The 16,095-nt window shown below is 59.9% G+C and carries 15 protein-coding genes; 9 read left to right on the top strand and 6 right to left on the bottom strand.

Going from position 1 to position 16,095, the window contains the following annotated elements; translation table 11 throughout:
* Nucleotides 1–15 precede the first annotated feature (15 nt).
* Nucleotides 16–1,446 (top strand): exodeoxyribonuclease I, encoded by a 1,431-nt coding sequence (gene sbcB, locus ACQKEN_RS16375; RefSeq protein WP_427687015.1) that lies wholly within the window; start codon nt 16–18, stop codon nt 1,444–1,446.
* 99 nt (nt 1,447–1,545) lie between these two features.
* Here the strand turns inward: sbcB and mvaT are convergent, their stop codons facing one another.
* Nucleotides 1,546–1,923, bottom strand: coding sequence for a histone-like nucleoid-structuring protein MvaT (gene mvaT / locus ACQKEN_RS16370; protein ID WP_065992265.1), 378 nt, complete (start codon nt 1,921–1,923; stop codon nt 1,546–1,548).
* Between the two features lie 347 nt (nt 1,924–2,270).
* Here mvaT and purU point away from each other — a divergent pair, with 347 nt between their 5' ends.
* Nucleotides 2,271–3,122 carry a formyltetrahydrofolate deformylase gene (gene purU, locus ACQKEN_RS16365; protein ID WP_074884652.1) on the top strand — a complete coding sequence of 284 codons (852 nt, stop codon included), beginning with the start codon at nt 2,271–2,273 and terminating at the stop codon, nt 3,120–3,122.
* Between the two features lie 104 nt (nt 3,123–3,226).
* Nucleotides 3,227–3,415, top strand: coding sequence for a hypothetical protein (locus ACQKEN_RS16360; RefSeq protein ID WP_427687013.1), 189 nt, complete (start codon nt 3,227–3,229; stop codon nt 3,413–3,415).
* Here ACQKEN_RS16360 and ACQKEN_RS16355 read toward each other — a convergent pair.
* The 3 genes from ACQKEN_RS16355 to ACQKEN_RS16345 are packed head-to-tail and all read right to left on the bottom strand — an operon-like array spanning nt 3,392 to nt 6,253.
* On the bottom strand, nt 3,392–4,387 hold the full coding sequence (locus tag ACQKEN_RS16355) for a flippase-like domain-containing protein (RefSeq protein ID WP_192171701.1): 996 nt from the start codon (nt 4,385–4,387) through the stop codon (nt 3,392–3,394). The genes ACQKEN_RS16360 and ACQKEN_RS16355 overlap by 24 nt on opposite strands.
* Nucleotides 4,384–5,163 carry a DUF2334 domain-containing protein gene (locus ACQKEN_RS16350; protein ID WP_427687011.1) on the bottom strand — a complete coding sequence of 260 codons (780 nt, stop codon included), beginning with the start codon at nt 5,161–5,163 and terminating at the stop codon, nt 4,384–4,386. Before ACQKEN_RS16350 ends, ACQKEN_RS16355 begins: the two co-directional genes overlap by 4 nt.
* Complete coding sequence (locus tag ACQKEN_RS16345) at nt 5,156–6,253, bottom strand: glycosyltransferase family 4 protein (protein WP_427687119.1); 1,098 nt, start codon at nt 6,251–6,253, stop codon at nt 5,156–5,158. The genes ACQKEN_RS16350 and ACQKEN_RS16345 overlap by 8 nt, the downstream gene beginning before the upstream one ends.
* A 240-nt stretch (nt 6,254–6,493) precedes the next feature.
* Here ACQKEN_RS16345 and ACQKEN_RS16340 point away from each other — a divergent pair, with 240 nt between their 5' ends.
* A complete protein-coding gene (locus ACQKEN_RS16340) occupies nt 6,494–7,984 on the top strand; it encodes a helicase HerA-like domain-containing protein (RefSeq protein WP_427687009.1) in 1,491 nt (496 codons plus the stop codon).
* 61 nt (nt 7,985–8,045) lie between these two features.
* Here the strand turns inward: ACQKEN_RS16340 and ACQKEN_RS16335 are convergent, their stop codons facing one another.
* Together ACQKEN_RS16335 and ACQKEN_RS16330 are read right to left on the bottom strand one after the other, a co-directional pair.
* The gene (locus ACQKEN_RS16335) at nt 8,046–9,518 is read right to left on the bottom strand and encodes an inorganic phosphate transporter (RefSeq protein WP_427687007.1); all 1,473 of its coding nucleotides are present in this window, start codon (nt 9,516–9,518) and stop codon (nt 8,046–8,048) included.
* A gap of 245 nt (nt 9,519–9,763) precedes the next feature.
* Nucleotides 9,764–9,961: a hypothetical protein gene (locus ACQKEN_RS16330; protein WP_037014498.1), complete on the bottom strand. Its 198-nt coding sequence runs from the start codon at nt 9,959–9,961 to the stop codon at nt 9,764–9,766.
* Between the two features lie 819 nt (nt 9,962–10,780).
* Here ACQKEN_RS16330 and pcaR point away from each other — a divergent pair.
* From pcaR to ACQKEN_RS16305, 5 genes are all read left to right on the top strand, one after another.
* On the top strand, nt 10,781–11,623 hold the full coding sequence (pcaR, locus tag ACQKEN_RS16325; protein ID WP_065993181.1) for a pca regulon transcriptional regulator PcaR: 843 nt from the start codon (nt 10,781–10,783) through the stop codon (nt 11,621–11,623).
* A gap of 169 nt (nt 11,624–11,792) precedes the next feature.
* Nucleotides 11,793–12,653, top strand: coding sequence for a CoA transferase subunit A (locus ACQKEN_RS16320; protein WP_427687004.1), 861 nt, complete (start codon nt 11,793–11,795; stop codon nt 12,651–12,653).
* Nucleotides 12,650–13,429 (top strand): CoA-transferase subunit beta, encoded by a 780-nt coding sequence (locus tag ACQKEN_RS16315; RefSeq protein WP_427687003.1) that lies wholly within the window; start codon nt 12,650–12,652, stop codon nt 13,427–13,429. Before ACQKEN_RS16320 ends, ACQKEN_RS16315 begins: the two co-directional genes overlap by 4 nt.
* Entirely contained in the window at nt 13,426–14,628 is a 1,203-nt protein-coding gene (gene pcaF, locus ACQKEN_RS16310) for a 3-oxoadipyl-CoA thiolase (RefSeq protein ID WP_427687001.1), read from the top strand. The genes ACQKEN_RS16315 and pcaF overlap by 4 nt, the downstream gene beginning before the upstream one ends.
* A 169-nt stretch (nt 14,629–14,797) precedes the next feature.
* On the top strand, nt 14,798–16,087 hold the full coding sequence (locus ACQKEN_RS16305) for an MFS family transporter (RefSeq protein ID WP_427686999.1): 1,290 nt from the start codon (nt 14,798–14,800) through the stop codon (nt 16,085–16,087).
* Nucleotides 16,088–16,095 lie beyond the last annotated feature (8 nt).

Genomic DNA, 16,095 nt, shown 5'->3' with positions numbered 1-16,095 from the left:
GTTCAGGATCAGCCCGTGACTTCCAGCATCTTCTGGTACGACTACGAAACCACCGGGATCAATCCACGCAACGACCGGCCGCTGCAAGTGGCGGGCATTCGTACGGACGATCAGCTCAACGAGATCGGCGAACCGATCAATCTCTATTGCCAGCCCGGCGATGACATCCTGCCCCATCCGGCGGCGTGTCTGGTGACAGGCATCACGCCTGACCGGCTCGCGGAAAAGGGCTTGTGTGAAGCGGATTTCATGACGCGATTGCACGCCGAGATGTCTCGCCCCGGTACCTGCAGCGCGGGTTACAACACGTTGCGTTTCGACGACGAGATGACCCGCTACAGTTTTTACCGAAACTTCTTCGACCCCTACGCCCGCGAGTGGCAGGGCGGTAACAGCCGCTGGGATCTGATCGACGTGGTGCGCACGGCCTATGGGTTGCGTCCGGAGGGCATTGTCTGGCCGCAAGAAGAGGGACGGGTCACGCTGAAACTCGAGCGGCTGACGGCGGCAAACGGAATCGACCATGGCCATGCCCACGACGCGCTCTCCGATGTCCGCGCAACCATCGCGCTGGCGCGTCTGGTCCGCGATAAACAACCCAAACTTTACGATTACCTTTTTGAACTGCGCTTCAAGCACAAGGTGCAGGATCAGATTCGATTGATGCAGCCGCTTGTGCATATATCGGGTCGGTTTTCGGCGGCGCGAAGTTATGTGAGCGTTGTACTCCCGCTGGCCTGGCATCCGGTCAACCGGAATGCATTGATTGTCTGCGACCTGTTCCATGACCACAGCCCGTTGCTGGACGAAGACGGCGAGACCTTGCGTCAGCGTCTATATACCCGTCGCGAAGACCTGCTCGAAGGCCAGCTCCCCGTTCCGCTCAAATTGCTGCATGTTAATAAATGCCCGGTCATTGCCCCATTGAGCGTCCTCCGCGAAGAGGACCGTGAGCGTCTGCAACTGGACATGGGTGTTTATAAGACACGCGTCGCTGCATTGAATGAAGGCCAGACGATCTGGCAGGACAAGTTGAAAAGCGTGTACGCCAGCGACAACTTCGCTGCCAGTGAGGATCCGGAACAGCAGTTATACGATGGCTTCATCAATGATCGGGACCGCCGACTCTGCGAGCAGGTGCGAATTGCCGAGCCGCAGCAGCTGGCGACCGATGTCTGGCCGTTCGATGATCCCCGACTGCCTGAGTTGTTATTCCGCTATCGCGCCCGCAACTTTTCCGAAACCCTGAGTGTTGCCGAGCAACAACGCTGGTTGGCGTTTTGTCAGTTGCGCCTGAGCGACGCTCAGGCCGGCGCGCCCATTACGCTCAAGGCATTCAGCCGTGCGCTGGTCGAGCTCTCACTGAAGGCCACGCCCGAGCAACTCAAGGTGCTTGCCCAATGGCAGGATTACTCTCTTGTGTTGAAACAGCGTCTGGGGCTTTAAGCGAAGAAGGGTTAATGGCAGGCAATAAAAAACGCCAGCAGTAGCTGGCGTTTTTTGGGTCGAACGTTTCAGTGCGACGGCTGACTCTAAATCCGGGAATTAACCCAGCAGAGTTGCCCAGCCTTCAACCTCGTCGCCGCCCCACTTGGCTTTCCACTCTTTCAGCGTCTTGTGGTTGCCGCCTTTGGTTTCGATGATTTCACCGTTGTGCGGGTTCTTGTACTGCTTGACCTTGCGAGCGCGCTTGGTGCCGACCGGCTTTACAGCAGCGCCACGTGGCGCCTTCATTTTAGACTCTGGGTCCAGCAGCGCGATGATGTCACGCAGGGATTTCTGATATTCGCCCATCAACGTGCGCAGTTTGCCTTCGAACTCAAGTTCTTTCTGCAGTTTGTCGTCTTGTTGCAGGTTTTGCAGGCGGGCTTGCAGTTCTTTGATGGCTTCTTCTGTTGCGCGGTATTCGTTGATCAGTGACATGGGGATTACCTATGTTGTGATGGGCTTGATGCGATGGGCGCATAATAATCAGAGTGTTTGCGCAAGTAAACATTTAAGAAAAGTTTTATCCGTAGCATTTTGAAATAGCCTCGGACATACCGTCGATTTACATTCACATGTTGCGTTAAAGAACGCCAATGACCCTGGAGTTTTTAGTGATGTATCTGGCGTCGTGTTTCCGTCGCCGATGAACCGGTCCGGCACTTACGCGTTAATCCCCGCCGGGTGCGCTTTTTTGCCGCCTGAAATGAGCGGCATACGGGTACTGCACAGTCCTCAGGTAATCGCTAGAATGGCGGCCTTTGCGAAGTTCTGGAGTTTTTCACATGCGCACTTTTCGTCTGGTGATTGCTTGCCCGGACCGTGTCGGTATCGTTGCCAAGGTCAGTAACTTTCTGGCGTCGTACAACGGCTGGATTACCGAAGCGAGCCATCACTCTGACAACCTCAGCGGCTGGTTTTTCATGCGCCATGAAATGCGCGCCGATACCCTGCCTTTCGACCTCGAAGGTTTCCGCGAAGCCTTTGCGCCCATCGCCGAAGAGTTTTCGATGGACTGGCGCATTACCGACTCCGCGCAGAAAAAGCGCGTCGTGCTCATGGCAAGCCGGGAGTCCCACTGCCTGGCCGACCTGTTGCACCGCTGGCACAGCGATGAACTGGACTGCGAAATCGCCTGCGTGATTTCCAACCACCAGGACCTGCGCAGCATGGTCGAGTGGCACAACATTCCTTATTACCACGTGCCGGTTGATCCGAAAGACAAAGAGCCGGCGTTCGCCGAAGTCTCGCGTCTGGTCAAACACCATGAAGCCGACGTTGTTGTGCTGGCGCGTTACATGCAGATCCTGCCGCCGCAACTGTGCCGGGAATACGCGCATCAAGTCATCAACATCCACCACAGCTTCCTGCCTTCATTTGTCGGCGCCAAGCCGTATCACCAGGCGTCGCTGCGCGGCGTGAAACTGATCGGCGCGACTTGCCACTATGTCACCGAAGAACTGGACGCCGGTCCGATCATCGAGCAGGACGTAGTGCGCGTCAGCCATCGCGACAGCATCGAGAACATGGTGCGTTTCGGTCGCGATGTGGAAAAGATGGTACTTGCTCGCGGCCTGCGCGCGCATCTGGAAGACCGCGTGCTGGTGCATGACAACAAGACAGTGGTCTTTGATTAACCAGTGATTGAGCGTCTTTGGTGTGCCGCTGAAGTTCAGCGGCACACTGCAACGCGATTGTGTCCGAACCATCAGGCTTCTACGGCAAGACAGGCGGAATCAACATGACCAACCCCCTCGACAAAGCCACCTCCAAAGCCCCTCCGACCCTTGGCGAGGGATGCCTGAGCCGTTACGACGTCGACGCAATGTCGCCGGAAGACGGCACGGACTTCGAAGGGGCTGAAGCGTTATGGAAAGAACTGACGTCTGCCGAACAGCAAGACGAATCAGACGGTCTTGATCCGCAGTAACTTGTTCAACAGGGGGCGCCCGACCATTAACAGGAACACCGGACCTCCCGCGACCAGGTAAAAGTAGTAGGTGACGATCCGCCAGATAAGGATCGCCGCCGCTGCCGTCGACTTGCCCACCATCGGCGCCAGCAAGGCCGCCGACGTCAATTCCGCCGCTCCGGCACCGCCCGGCGACAGACTGAACTGCCCGGCGCTCAGCGACAGCATCTGCACCAGAAACGTCCACGCCCAGTCGATATTCACGCCCAACCCTTGCAGCGCCAGGTACAGCACGCTGTAACGCAGACTCCAGTGCACGCAGGTCAGCGCAAACACTTGCAGCAATATGCGGTGGGGCATCTTCCAGGTTTCAGCCAACGCGTCGCGAAAATGCAACAGCTTGCGCGCCCAGCGAATACGCGTGGTGTTCTTGCGTTTCAGGCGCTTGAGCACCCGACCGTTGAACAGAATGATGCGTCGGTGATACCGCGCGAAACCCGCGCACGCGCATAGCCCGGCGCCGATCAGCAGGGCGCTGGCAATGAGCATCCACTCGAGGTTTTCGCTGAGCTGGTGGAACACCGCGTAAATCAGGATGCCGATCAGTGCGAGCAGGAAAAAAACCAGGTCCATCAGTTGGTCAGTGGCGAAGGCCGCGGTGCTTTTCGCTGGACCAATGCCGCTGCGCGAAAGCAGCGCGACCAGCGTCAAGGGAGCGCCGCTGCCCCCGGGCGTGGCGCAGTAGGCAAACTCCGTGGCCATCACCACAGCGAGACTTTTGCGCATGCCGATCCCGCTGGCGGCGTCGCCGAGCAACAGGCGCAGGCGCATTGTGTTCATGCACCAGCCCACCAGCACCATGACGAACATGCCGATCAGGAGCATCACCGGGAAGTTGCGCAGGCGATGAAACATGTCCGCGCCGCCCATGAAGAACGGAATCAGCAGCGCGAGTATCAGTGCTGCTGCGAGCCAGCCAAGTCGCCTCACGCCGCAGACCTGGCGGCATTCAGCCCCTGTAACCAGGCAAATTTGCTCGTCGGCGTACGGCCGTCGTTCAGCAGGCGCTCAAGGGCTTGCAGCCAGTAACGACGGGAAAAGTCGTGGCGCATGTCTACAGGGTGCAGACCCAGACGAATAGTTGCGGCGTTGTGCAATTGAGCCTCACGGTGGTTGCTGACGATTTTCGATACCCCCCGGCGCCAGGCGCTGCGAGCGCTCCAGACGATGCCGGGCGCATCGATCTCGGAAAAGTCCGGCAGACGATACAAGTGTTGGGCATCACTTGTGTAGTCCAATGGCAATTTTCCCAGGGCATTGCGCGTACCTTCGCTCATCAGCCAGGCGGGGGCGACGAACCCGTGAAGCGGCCAGTCGTTGCGCCGGAACACTTCCATGCCGGCTTCGAGTCGCTGCATCGCCTGCTGCTCGTCGAGGGTGTAGAACTCGCCTTCCCAGGTGTAAATGCGCCGCATGAAAAATTCCTGCGGCGTGCGCGGGGCAGGGCTGTCGTCGCAATGGTAGTAACCGTGCAGCGCCAGCTCATCGCCCCGTGCAAGACGGTCATGCATCAAGCGCTGGAAGCCCGGGTTGGCGTCGATCGGGTCGTGCTTGTGGAAATCGGGCACCACCAGCCAGGTGATGGGAATGTTGCCTAGCGTGTCGACCGCCTCAACGAAGGGGCGATAATCCGGCCAGGTCTGCGGGGCCACGTCGTGGAGCACCAGCATCAGGCTGCGCTGCGTGTTTACGGGAATCTCAGCCATGGGCATAGACCGGCTGATGGGCGCCGAGCACCGCTTGATAATGGCCGAGCAAGCCGGCGACCACGGTGTCCCACGCGTAGTGCGCCTCGACATGGCGCCGCGCGTTTGCGCCCCGGCGTGCCGCGTTCTCTGCAAACAGCTGACGCACGGCTGCCGCCATGGCCAGCGGATGATTGGCTTCGCACAGCAGGCCGCAGTCCGCAGGAATGATTTCGCGGAACGCGCCGGCATCCACGGCGACCACCGGAATCCCGCTGGCCATGGCTTCGATCACCACCAAACCGAAGGTCTCTTGATCCCCTGCATGCACCAGCGCATCAGCGCTCGCCAGCAGACGCGCGACTTCTAAGGCAGGGCGGAATTTATCCACAACCGTCACGTTTGTGGGCACGCCGGCTGGCATATGGGAACCCACCAGCAACAGGTGATAACCCGCGCCGAGCGCCTTCATGCAGTCGAGGAGAACGGTCAGGTTTTTCTCTTTCGAGCCTCGGCCCGCGAAGATAAGCAGGTGTGTTTCTTCTGTCAGGCCCAGCTCGGCCTTGAGACCAGAATCTCGCCGAGAGGGATGGAACGTCTGCAGATCGACCCCCAACGGCTGTACATGAACATTCTTCACACCCAGGCGGATCAGCTTGTACGCCATCGCGGCGCTTGGCGCCAGTACCCGGTCGAAGTTGCCGTAGAGCTTGCTGACGTAATTCTCGACGTTGGCGCCCAGCCAGGTGCCGATGCGGTTGCTCACCAGCAGCGGCAGGTCGGAGTGGTAGAAGCCAATGACCGGCACGTCCAGTTGACGTCGGGCATCCAGTGCAGCCCAGGCCGTCAGGTAGGGATCGCCGACTTCAATGAGGTCCGGCCGCAGGCTTCGCAGGGCCTCTCGCCAGGGACCGACGCGCAGCGGAAACCGATAGCCGTTGCCAAAAGGCACGGGCGGCGCCGGAACCCGGTACACGCCGTCTTCATGACTGCTTTGCGGACCGGGAATCAGCAGGCTGTGTCGCACGCCCGGGTAAAGCGCGAGGCGATGGTGTTTGGCGTCCAGATACGTGCGCACGCCACCGCTGGCAGGGGCGTAGAACATGGTCATGTCAGCGATATGCACAGGATGCCTCCGTCCATTGATCGGTCCTTCTGGTTGACCATCCACAGATACAGATGTTCGGTTGCAGATCGTCGCATCCACGCCCACGACCATGACCATGGACGAGCATTGCGCCGCTTGCGCTAGAGTAGAGAGGTGGCCTGAGGCCTGATCAGCGGTTCCGGTCCATCCGGGCGGCTGCCGCAGTACTCTCGGGAATATCAAATGCGACGCTTGGGTGAACGGATGCCTGACTCACGACAGATTCTTATTGGCGCTGACCTCAAGGGCCAGCCGATCGGGCAGGCGATGCGCCTGGCCAACCGCCACGGGCTGGTGGCCGGCGCGACCGGCACCGGAAAAACCGTCACGCTGCAGCGCCTGGCGGAGGTGTTCAGCGATGCGGGCGTGGCGGTGTTCGCGGCGGACATCAAGGGTGATCTCTGCGGGCTCGGCGCCCCGGGCGAGCCTCAAGGCAAGATCGCCGAGCGCATCGCCGGCATGCCCTGGCTGCACCATACACCTCAGGGCTATCCGGTGACGCTGTGGGATGTACAGGGTGAAACCGGCCATCCGTTGCGCACGACCCTGTCAGAAATGGGGCCGCTGCTGCTGGGAAGTTTGCTGGAATTGACGGACAGCCAGCAGTCGGCGCTGTATGCGGCGTTCAAGGTAGCGGATCGGGAAGGGCTCTTGTTGCTGGACATCAAGGACCTCAAGGCGCTGCTCAACCATCTGCGCGACAACCCCGAGGTGCTAGGCGACGACAGCGCGCTGATGACCACAGGTTCCAGTCAGGCGCTATTACGTCGGCTGGCGGTCCTTGAGCAGCAAGGCGCCGAGGCCTTGTTCGGCGAGCCGGCGCTGCAAATGGAAGACATTTTGCAGCCCGCCAGCGACGGCCGCGGGCACATTCATCTGCTTGATGCCAGTCGGCTGGTGCACGAGTCGCCTAAGGTCTATGCCACCTTCCTGCTGTGGCTCCTGGCGGAGTTGTTCGAGCAATTGCCTGAGCGCGGCGATGCCGATAAACCCTTGCTGGCGCTGTTCTTCGACGAAGCGCATTTGCTGTTTGCCGATACGCCGAAGGCGCTGCAGGAGCGTCTGGAACAAGTGGTGCGGCTGATTCGCTCGAAGGGTGTCGGTGTGTATTTTGTCACCCAGTCGCCGGGGGATCTGCCAGACAGCATTCTGGCCCAGCTCGGTTTGCGGATTCAGCATGGCCTGCGCGCGTTCACCAGCAAGGAGCAACGATCGCTGAAGGCCGTGGCGGACGGTTTTCGTCCCAATCCCGAGTTCGACGCGCTCTCGGTGCTGACCGAGTTGGGTATCGGTGAGGCGCTGGTGGGTACCCTGCAGGACAAGGGCACGCCTGAAATCGTCCAGCGCGTATTGGTCGCGCCGCCGCAATCGCGCATCGGTCCGTTGACCCAGGCCGAACGCGCCGCGCTGATCGCCCGGTCGCCACTGGCCGGTCGCTATGACAAACCTGTGGATCGCGAATCGGCTTACGAAATGCTGCTGGCGCGCAAAGGCGCATCGGTAGATTCCGCACAAACACCGGCCGCTGAAGAGAAATCAGAAGGCGGCTTTGCCGACATGGCCGGTGGATTTCTGGGCGGACTGGCGGGGCAGGCGGTCAAGAGTGCGATGCGCCAGGCCGCTACCCAGATAGGCCGCGAACTGGTGCGGGGGTTGATGGGTTCGTTGCTGGGCGGCAGCAAGAAACGCCGCTAGGGCACGCACAAAAAAGCCCATTCAATGAATGGGCTTTTTCAGATCAGGCGGTGCAGCCAGGTCAGGCCAGCGCTTTGGACGCCAACCAAAACAACCCTGCCGACAGCGCGACCGTGGCGGGCAGGGTCAGCACCCACGCCAGCAGAATGTTGCGAACCGTGCCGCCCTGCAGGCCGCTCTTATTCGCCACCATGGTCCCGGCCACGCCGGACGACAGGATGTGAGTCGTTGAAACAGGCAGGCTGAACACGTTTGCCAGCGCAATGGCGCTCGCGGTGGTGATCTGTGCGGACATGCCCTGAGCGTAGGTCATGCCTTGCTTCCCGATCTTCTCGCCGATGGTCAGCACGACGCGTTTCCAGCCGACCATGGTGCCGATACCCAGCGCCAGTGCAACGGCGAAGATGACCCAGAACGGCGCGTACTCAGTGGTCGCAGTCAGGTCCTTGCGCAGCTTCTCCAGATCCGACTTTTCACGGGCATCCAGGGCTGGCAGCTTGCCGACCTTGCGTGCCGTGTCGTCCAGGCACAGCAAGTAGCGACGCACTTCGATGCGACGCTCCGGTGCGAGGCTGTGGTAGTCGTTGACGCCCTTGAGGTTATTCAACAGGGCATCGATGGTCGGCTCGGTCTGTTCAGGGTTGCAGCTAAAACGCTCAGGCAAGTCGCCCGCCGCCGATTTGCCCAGTGCAAGGTACTCGCCGAGCGTCGCGTTGTTGCGCTGGTAAAACTGGCTCAGGTGCTGGGTCGCGTCGCGGGTGCGTTCGATCTGGTAGGTCGTGGTGCTCAGGTCCAGCACGAACTGCGCCGGGACGATACCGATCAGCACCAGCATGATCAGGCCGATGCCTTTCTGACCATCGTTGGAGCCGTGCACAAAGCTCACCGCCATCGCCGAAATCACCAGAACCAGGCGATTCCAGAAAGGAGGATGCTTTTTGTCGTCGAGCTTGCGGCGTTGTTCCGGGGTCTTGTGCATCTTGGACAGGGGGCGCCAGGCTTTGAGCCCCAGCAATACCAGAGCTGCCACGATGAAACCGGCCAGTGGCGAGAAGACCAGCGAAGCGCCGATATCGATCGCTTTCTGCCAGTTAACGCCTTCGCCCAACGGAATGTTGTTGATCAGCGCGTTGGCCAGGCCTACACCCAGGATCGAACCGATCAACGTGTGGGAGCTGGACGCCGGGATACCGAAATACCAGGTGCCGAGGTTCCAGGTGATGGCCGCAGCCAGCAGCGAGAACACCATGGCCAGACCATGACCGGTGTTGACGTTGATCAACAACTCGACCGGCAGCAGATGGACGATGGCATACGCCACGCCGACGCCACCCAGGAGCACCCCGAGAAAATTGAACACACCCGAGAAAAATACCGCCAGATGGGGCGGCATGGCCTTGGTGTAAATGACTGTCGCCACCGCGTTGGCGGTGTCATGAAAGCCGTTGATGAACTCGAAGGTGAGGACAAACGCCAGGGCGAGCAACAAGCTCACAATCACCCAAGCATCCAGTCCGCTGAATAGATCGATCATGGAAGGTTTTCTGACCCGGTCTTAAGGGGGCGGGATTATGACAGAAAAAAAACTGCGCGATAGGCGCGCTGGTCATTGGTAGCAGCCTGCAACGAAATTTCTGTCCCGCCAGCCCGTTGACTTCCTGTCGTGAAGGAGAGTGCTAAGCATCCCTGACCTGAAGACGAGTCTGTAAAACCTGGCTTTTAAAGCAGTTGAAACGCTTGCCGTCGGTTGATTGAGTCAACGACAGGCAAGCGCACGGCTCACGGCTCTTCCTTGAGTTCTTCTTCCATCTTTTGCAGCTCTTGCTTGAAAGCCTGGTCGAGCAGGCTGGCCCTTTTGCGCCACGGCTTGCGCTCTGGCTCGGGCTGGGCGGCGTATGTTGTGACTTCGCCGCCGTACACTTCCTTGTAACGTTGTTCCTGGCGCTCTAATTCTGCGCGCAGTTCATCTTTGGTCACGTTAATACCTGATCGGGTCGAGTTTAATCCCGGTGATGACGCCGAGTCTGAAAGTGTCGGACCTGATGATCGCAATGTATCGGATCAGGAATAATCATCGGGCAGGGGCGCTGCGCAAGATGATTCACACTTCAACCAAGGGCGGCTACGTGCACCAGAATGACAAATCTGTCGTAGCAACATTCTTTATTGATTGCCTGCAGGATGGCAAATGACCAAGGTATTGGCCTGCCGTCGCCGAGCATTGCGATCGATTCGAGCAATGCCTGCGTGAGTTTGGATCCATGCCAGATAAGGCAGAGGATTAAACCGCGCGATAGCGTTATTGGGCTTCAATGACGGCCACTATCGCGAAGATGCGCAGGCGAGTCAACTGTCGAGACTGTCGCAGTCGGGCAACTGAGGATTTATACCTTTTTTATGTACGAAGATTCCTAAGTTGCACTGTCCGATTTATGACGGAACTTGGGGAGTCAAATGTTTAACGCTACAGGCAGTTTTCTGGCGACGTAAATTCACGGGTCGTGAAGGCGCGAATAGCCGATGTGTATTTATACGCTTACAGATAAATGCGGAGGCGAGAGACAAAAACGGCCTTGGGTTAGCAAGGCCGTGCCTGGGACTTCTCAGTGGGTACCTGACCAGTAATCCAAAGAAGCCTCATATGGCATGTGAAAGGTATAAGCAACCGTACGGCCGGTCAATTGCGATTATCGCCCACTCGTTCGATAATCGCCCAAAGCTGGCTTGCCGTGGGTTCAAAAACAGGCGAGAGTGGCGTTCTACAAGGCTTTCGCGGCCACGACGAACGGTGCCAGCATGAACGATCAATTGCGTAATTCTTTCACGTCACTTGCGCCGCCGATTGTTGCGTCCCCTGCTAAAAGGATTCAGGCGCTCACGGGTGATCCGGACTTCATGACCTCCCTGGCGCGAGGGTTGGCGGTCATTCATGCGTTTCAGGAGCGCAAGCGGCACCTGACCATCGCGCAGATCAGCCACCGTACGGAAATACCCAGGGCGGCGGTTCGTCGTTGCCTGCACACACTGATCAAGCTGGGTTACGCCACCACTGACGGCCGCACGTACTCGCTGCTGCCGAAAGTGCTGACCCTCGGCCACGCCTATTTGTCGTCCACCCCCCTGGCGGTCTCGTCGCAGCCGTATCTGGACCGCATGAGTGATCAGCTGCACGAGGCCTGCAACATGGCCACGCTGGAAGGCGACGACATTCTTTATATAGCCCGCTCCGCCACGACTCAGCGCTTGATCTCCGTGGATCTGGCAGTGGGCGGGCGTTTGCCGGCGTACTGCACGTCCATGGGCAGAATCCTGCTGGCGGCGCTGGACGATGTGTCATTGCAGGAATACCTCGATCATGTCGACCTGCAACCTAAAACCAGCCGCACCTTGCGCACACCCGAAGCCTTGCTCGAATGTCTGCAGCAAGTCCGGCAGCAGGGCTGGTGCATCGTCGATCAGGAACTAGAGCAGGGGTTACGCTCCATTGCGGTGCCGGTCTACGACGCATCGGGTCAGGTGCTCGCGGCACTGAATGTCAGCACCAGCGCGGGTCGGGTGACGCGTAACGAGCTGGAGCAGAAGTTTCTGCCGATCATGCTGGATGCCAGTCGCGACCTCAGCACGCAGCTGTTTACCTGATGGCTCAAAGTACCGGTTAACCGCAGCCGGTTCACAATCACTACTCTCTGTTCGGTGATCGAACACTTAGTCGGTTATCGGATTGTTCCGCCCCGTCCCCAGGCATAACCTCATGTGCAACGCCGCCTTTATCGAGGATTGGCAACCGAGTGTGAACCTGGAGCACCCCATGGCTGCAATTCTTTCCCTCCACGAGGCCGTGAGGCAGTTCGTCAACGATGGCGACACTGTTGCACTGGAAGGCTTCACCCATTTGATTCCTACAGCAGCCGGACACGAGCTCATTCGTCAGAAGAAGAAAGATCTGACGCTGGTGCGCATGACTCCCGACTTGATCTATGACCAGCTAATCGGCGCAGGCTGTGCGAAACGCCTGATTTTTTCGTGGGGCGGCAATCCCGGCGTTGGCTCGTTGCACCGGCTTCGCGATGCGGTCGAACGGCAATGGCCGCAGCCCCTGGAGATTGAAGAACACAGCCATGCCGACCTCGCCAACGCCTATGTGGCGGGGGCATCGGGGCTGCCTTTCGCGGTGTTGCGTGCTTACGCCGGTTCCGACCTGCCGAAGGTCAACCCGCTGATCAAATCAGTCACCTGTCCGTTCACCGGAGAAGTGCTGGCCGCAGTGCCGGCGGTGCGGCCGGACGTTACGGTCATTCATGCGCAGAAGGCGGACCGCAAAGGCAACGTGTTGCTGTGGGGCATCCTGGGTGTACAGAAAGAGGCTGCGTTGGCGGCCAAAAACTGCATCGTCACAGTCGAGGAAATTGTCGATGACCTCAAGGCTCCGATGAATGCCTGTGTCCTGCCAACCTGGGCGCTCAGTGCGGTTTGCGTCGTGCCGGGCGGCGCGCATCCTTCCTACGCCCACGGCTACTACGAGCGCGACAACCGTTTCTATCAGGCGTGGGACGCCATCGCCCGTGACCGTGAGGCGTTTACCGCCTGGATCGACGAATACATCCATGGCACCCGGGATTTCGGTGAGTTCAAGCACAAGCTGACCCACGCGGCGGAGACCAACCAATGAACTATTCCACGAGCGAAATGATGACCGTCGCCGCCGCGCGCCGGTTGAAAAATGGCGCCGTGTGCTTCGTCGGCATTGGCCTGCCCTCCAAAGCGGCCAATTTGGCGCGCCTCACATCTGCGCCTGACGTGGTGCTGATTTACGAATCAGGGCCAATTGGCGCTAAACCTGACGTGCTGCCGCTGTCCATCGGTGACGGCGAACTGGCGGAAACCGCTGACACCGTGGTGTCCACCAGCGAGATTTTCCGGTACTGGCTGCAGGGCGGTCGGGTCGATGTCGGGTTTCTCGGCGCGGCTCAGGTCGACCGGTTTGGCAACATCAACACCACGGTGGTCGGCGATTATCACGACCCGAAAGTGCGCCTACCGGGTGCGGGGGGCGCGCCGGAGATCGCAGGCTCCGCCAAAGAAGTGCTGATCATCCTCAAACAGTCGCCGCGGACGTTCGTCAATAAGCTGGACTTCCTGACCTCGGTCGGCCATGGCGAAGGCGGCGATTCGCGCAAGCGTCTTGGCCTGCCAGGTGCAGGGCCGGTCGGCATCATCACTGACCTGTGCATCATGGAGCCGGAAGCGGGCACCCATGAATTTGTCGTGACCACGCTGCACCCGGGCGTGACCCGCGAGCAGGTGATCGCCGCGACCGGTTGGAACGTGCGTTTTGCCGACACCGTTGCGAATTCCGACGCGCCGAGTGAGTACGAACTGAACGCGCTGCGTGATCTTGAAGCGCGAACCGCGGCCGCCCACGGCCAGACGCCGGGAGAAGCATGATGCGTGATGTTTTTATCTGCGATGCGATTCGCACCCCTATCGGCCGTTTTGGCGGCGCCCTGGCGACCGTTCGGGCGGATGATCTGGCAGCGTTGCCCATCAAAGCCCTGATGGCGCGCAACCCGTCGGTCAACTGGGATGAGCTGGATGAAGTGTTCCTCGGCTGCGCCAATCAGGCCGGTGAAGACAACCGCAACGTCGCCCGTATGGCCGCGCTGTTGGCCGGGTTGCCGACCAGCGTCCCGGGCGTGACCCTCAATCGGTTGTGCGCCTCGGGCCTGGACGCGGTGGGTTCTGCGTTCCGCGCCATCGCCTGCGGTGAAATGGAGCTGGCCATCGCTGGTGGCGTCGAGTCAATGTCCCGCGCGCCTTTTGTGATGGGCAAGGCTGACACAGCTTTCGGCCGCAGCCAGAAGCTGGAAGACACCACCTTGGGCTGGCGTTTCGTAAATCCGCAGATGAAAGACCAGTACGGCGTTGAGACCATGCCGCAGACCGGCGACAACGTCGCTGAGGATTTCGCCATTTCTCGGGAGGACCAGGACGCGTTTGCCCTGCGCAGCCAGCAGCGCACGGCGGCGGCTCAGGCCTCGGGCTTCTTCGCCGAGGAAATCGTGGCCGTGCGCATCGCCCACAAGAAAGGCGAGACCGTCGTCGACACCGACGAACACCCGCGCGCCGACACCAGCCTTGAGGCGCTCGCCAAGCTCAAGCCGGTCAACGGGCTTGGCAAAACCGTCACAGCCGGTAACGCAGCAGGCCTGAACGACGGCGCGGCGGCGATGATTCTGGCGTCCGCCGAAGCCGTCAAGAAACACGGTCTGACCCCACGCGCCCGCGTGCTGGGCATGGCCAGTGCCGGCGTAGAGCCGCGCGTCATGGGCATTGGTCCGGTCCCGGCGGTGCGCAAGCTGGTGGCACGGCTGGGGCTGGCGGTCAGTGATTTCGACGTCATCGAGCTGAACGAAGCGTTCGCCAGCCAAGGCCTCGCGGTGTTGCGTGAACTGGGCATCGCTGACGATTCACCCAAGGTCAATCCCAACGGCGGGGCGATTTCCCTCGGGCATCCGCTGGGCATGAGCGGCGCGCGGCTGGTGCTGACCGCGTTGCATCAATTGGAGAAAACCGGCGGCAGCAAGGCGCTGGCCACGATGTGCGTCGGCGTGGGGCAGGGGCTGGCCCTTGCGATAGCGCGCTAAACGACCTCCTCGCAAATCAACCACCCGAGTCATCGGTTGCCTTCATGAAAAGGGCAACTTGCTGACTCGGGTGGTTGTCCTTGTGATGTCGAAACGTTACTGCTTAAGTCTAAATGTTGCAGGTTATGTCTTAGACTGGCGGACCTTACTAACACCTGGGGAGATAATAATGACAACGACTCACTACACCGGAGAAGAGCGGCGCAAGCGGATCTTCGCCATCGTCGGCGCCTCATCGGGCAACCTCGTCGAATGGTTCGACTTCTACGTCTACGCCTTCTGCGCCATCTATTTCGCGCCTGCGTTCTTTCCTTCCGATGACCCGACCGTTCAGTTGCTCAATACAGCGGGCGTCTTCGCCGCAGGCTTCTTGATGCGTCCCATCGGCGGCTGGCTGTTCGGTCGCGTGGCCGACAAACACGGCCGCAAGAACTCGATGATGATTTCCGTGCTGATGATGTGCGCGGGCTCGCTGGTCATTGCCTGCCTGCCCACGTATGCATCGATCGGTGCCTGGGCGCCGTTTCTGCTGCTGATGGCGCGCCTGTTCCAGGGCCTGTCGGTGGGCGGTGAATATGGCACCACGGCCACGTACATGAGCGAAGTCGCGTTGCGGGGGCAGCGCGGGTTTTTCGCTTCGTTTCAGTACGTCACCCTGATCGGTGGTCAGCTGTTGGCCGTGTTGACCGTGGTCATCCTGCAGCAGTTTCTCACCGCCGATGAGCTGAGAGCCTACGGCTGGCGGATTCCGTTCGTGGTCGGTGCGGTGGCGGCAGTGATCTCGCTAGTGCTGCGTCGGTCACTGAAAGAGACCACCACCGCTGAAGTGCGTCAGAACAAGGATGCGGGCAGCATGTCTGCGTTGTTCCGCGATCACAAGGCGGCGTTCATCACCGTGCTGGGCTATACCGCCGGTGGCTCGCTGATTTTCTACACGTTCACCACGTACATGCAGAAATACCTGGTCAACACTGTGCACATGGATGCCAAGGTCGCGAGCTACATCATGACCGGCGCGCTGTTCCTGTACATGTGCATGCAGCCGGTGTTCGGCATGCTCGCCGACAAGATCGGTCGTCGGGCTTCAATGCTGTGGTTCGGCGGGCTGGGCACGCTCTGCACCGTGCCGCTGCTGCTGACGCTGAAAACTACCACCAACCCGGTCATGGCCTTCGTGCTGATCACACTGGCGCTGGCCATCGTCAGTTTCTACACCTCCATCAGCGGGCTGGTGAAAGCCGAGATGTTCCCGGTGCAGGTCCGTGCATTGGGCGTCGGCCTGGCCTATGCCGTGGCCAACGCGATTTTCGGCGGCTCGGCTGAATACGTGGCCTTGGGCCTCAAGAACATGGGCATGGAAAACACCTTCTACTGGTACGTCACCGTGATGATGGCGGTTGCTTTCCTGTTCAGCCTGCGACTGCCGAAGAAGCCGGCTTACCTGCACGAAGATCACTGATCCCGGAT

The organism is Pseudomonas sp. NPDC078416, assembly GCF_050268485.1.
GTDB lineage: Bacteria > Pseudomonadota > Gammaproteobacteria > Pseudomonadales > Pseudomonadaceae > Aquipseudomonas.
This window is presented reverse-complemented; position numbering and strand designations above follow the sequence as displayed.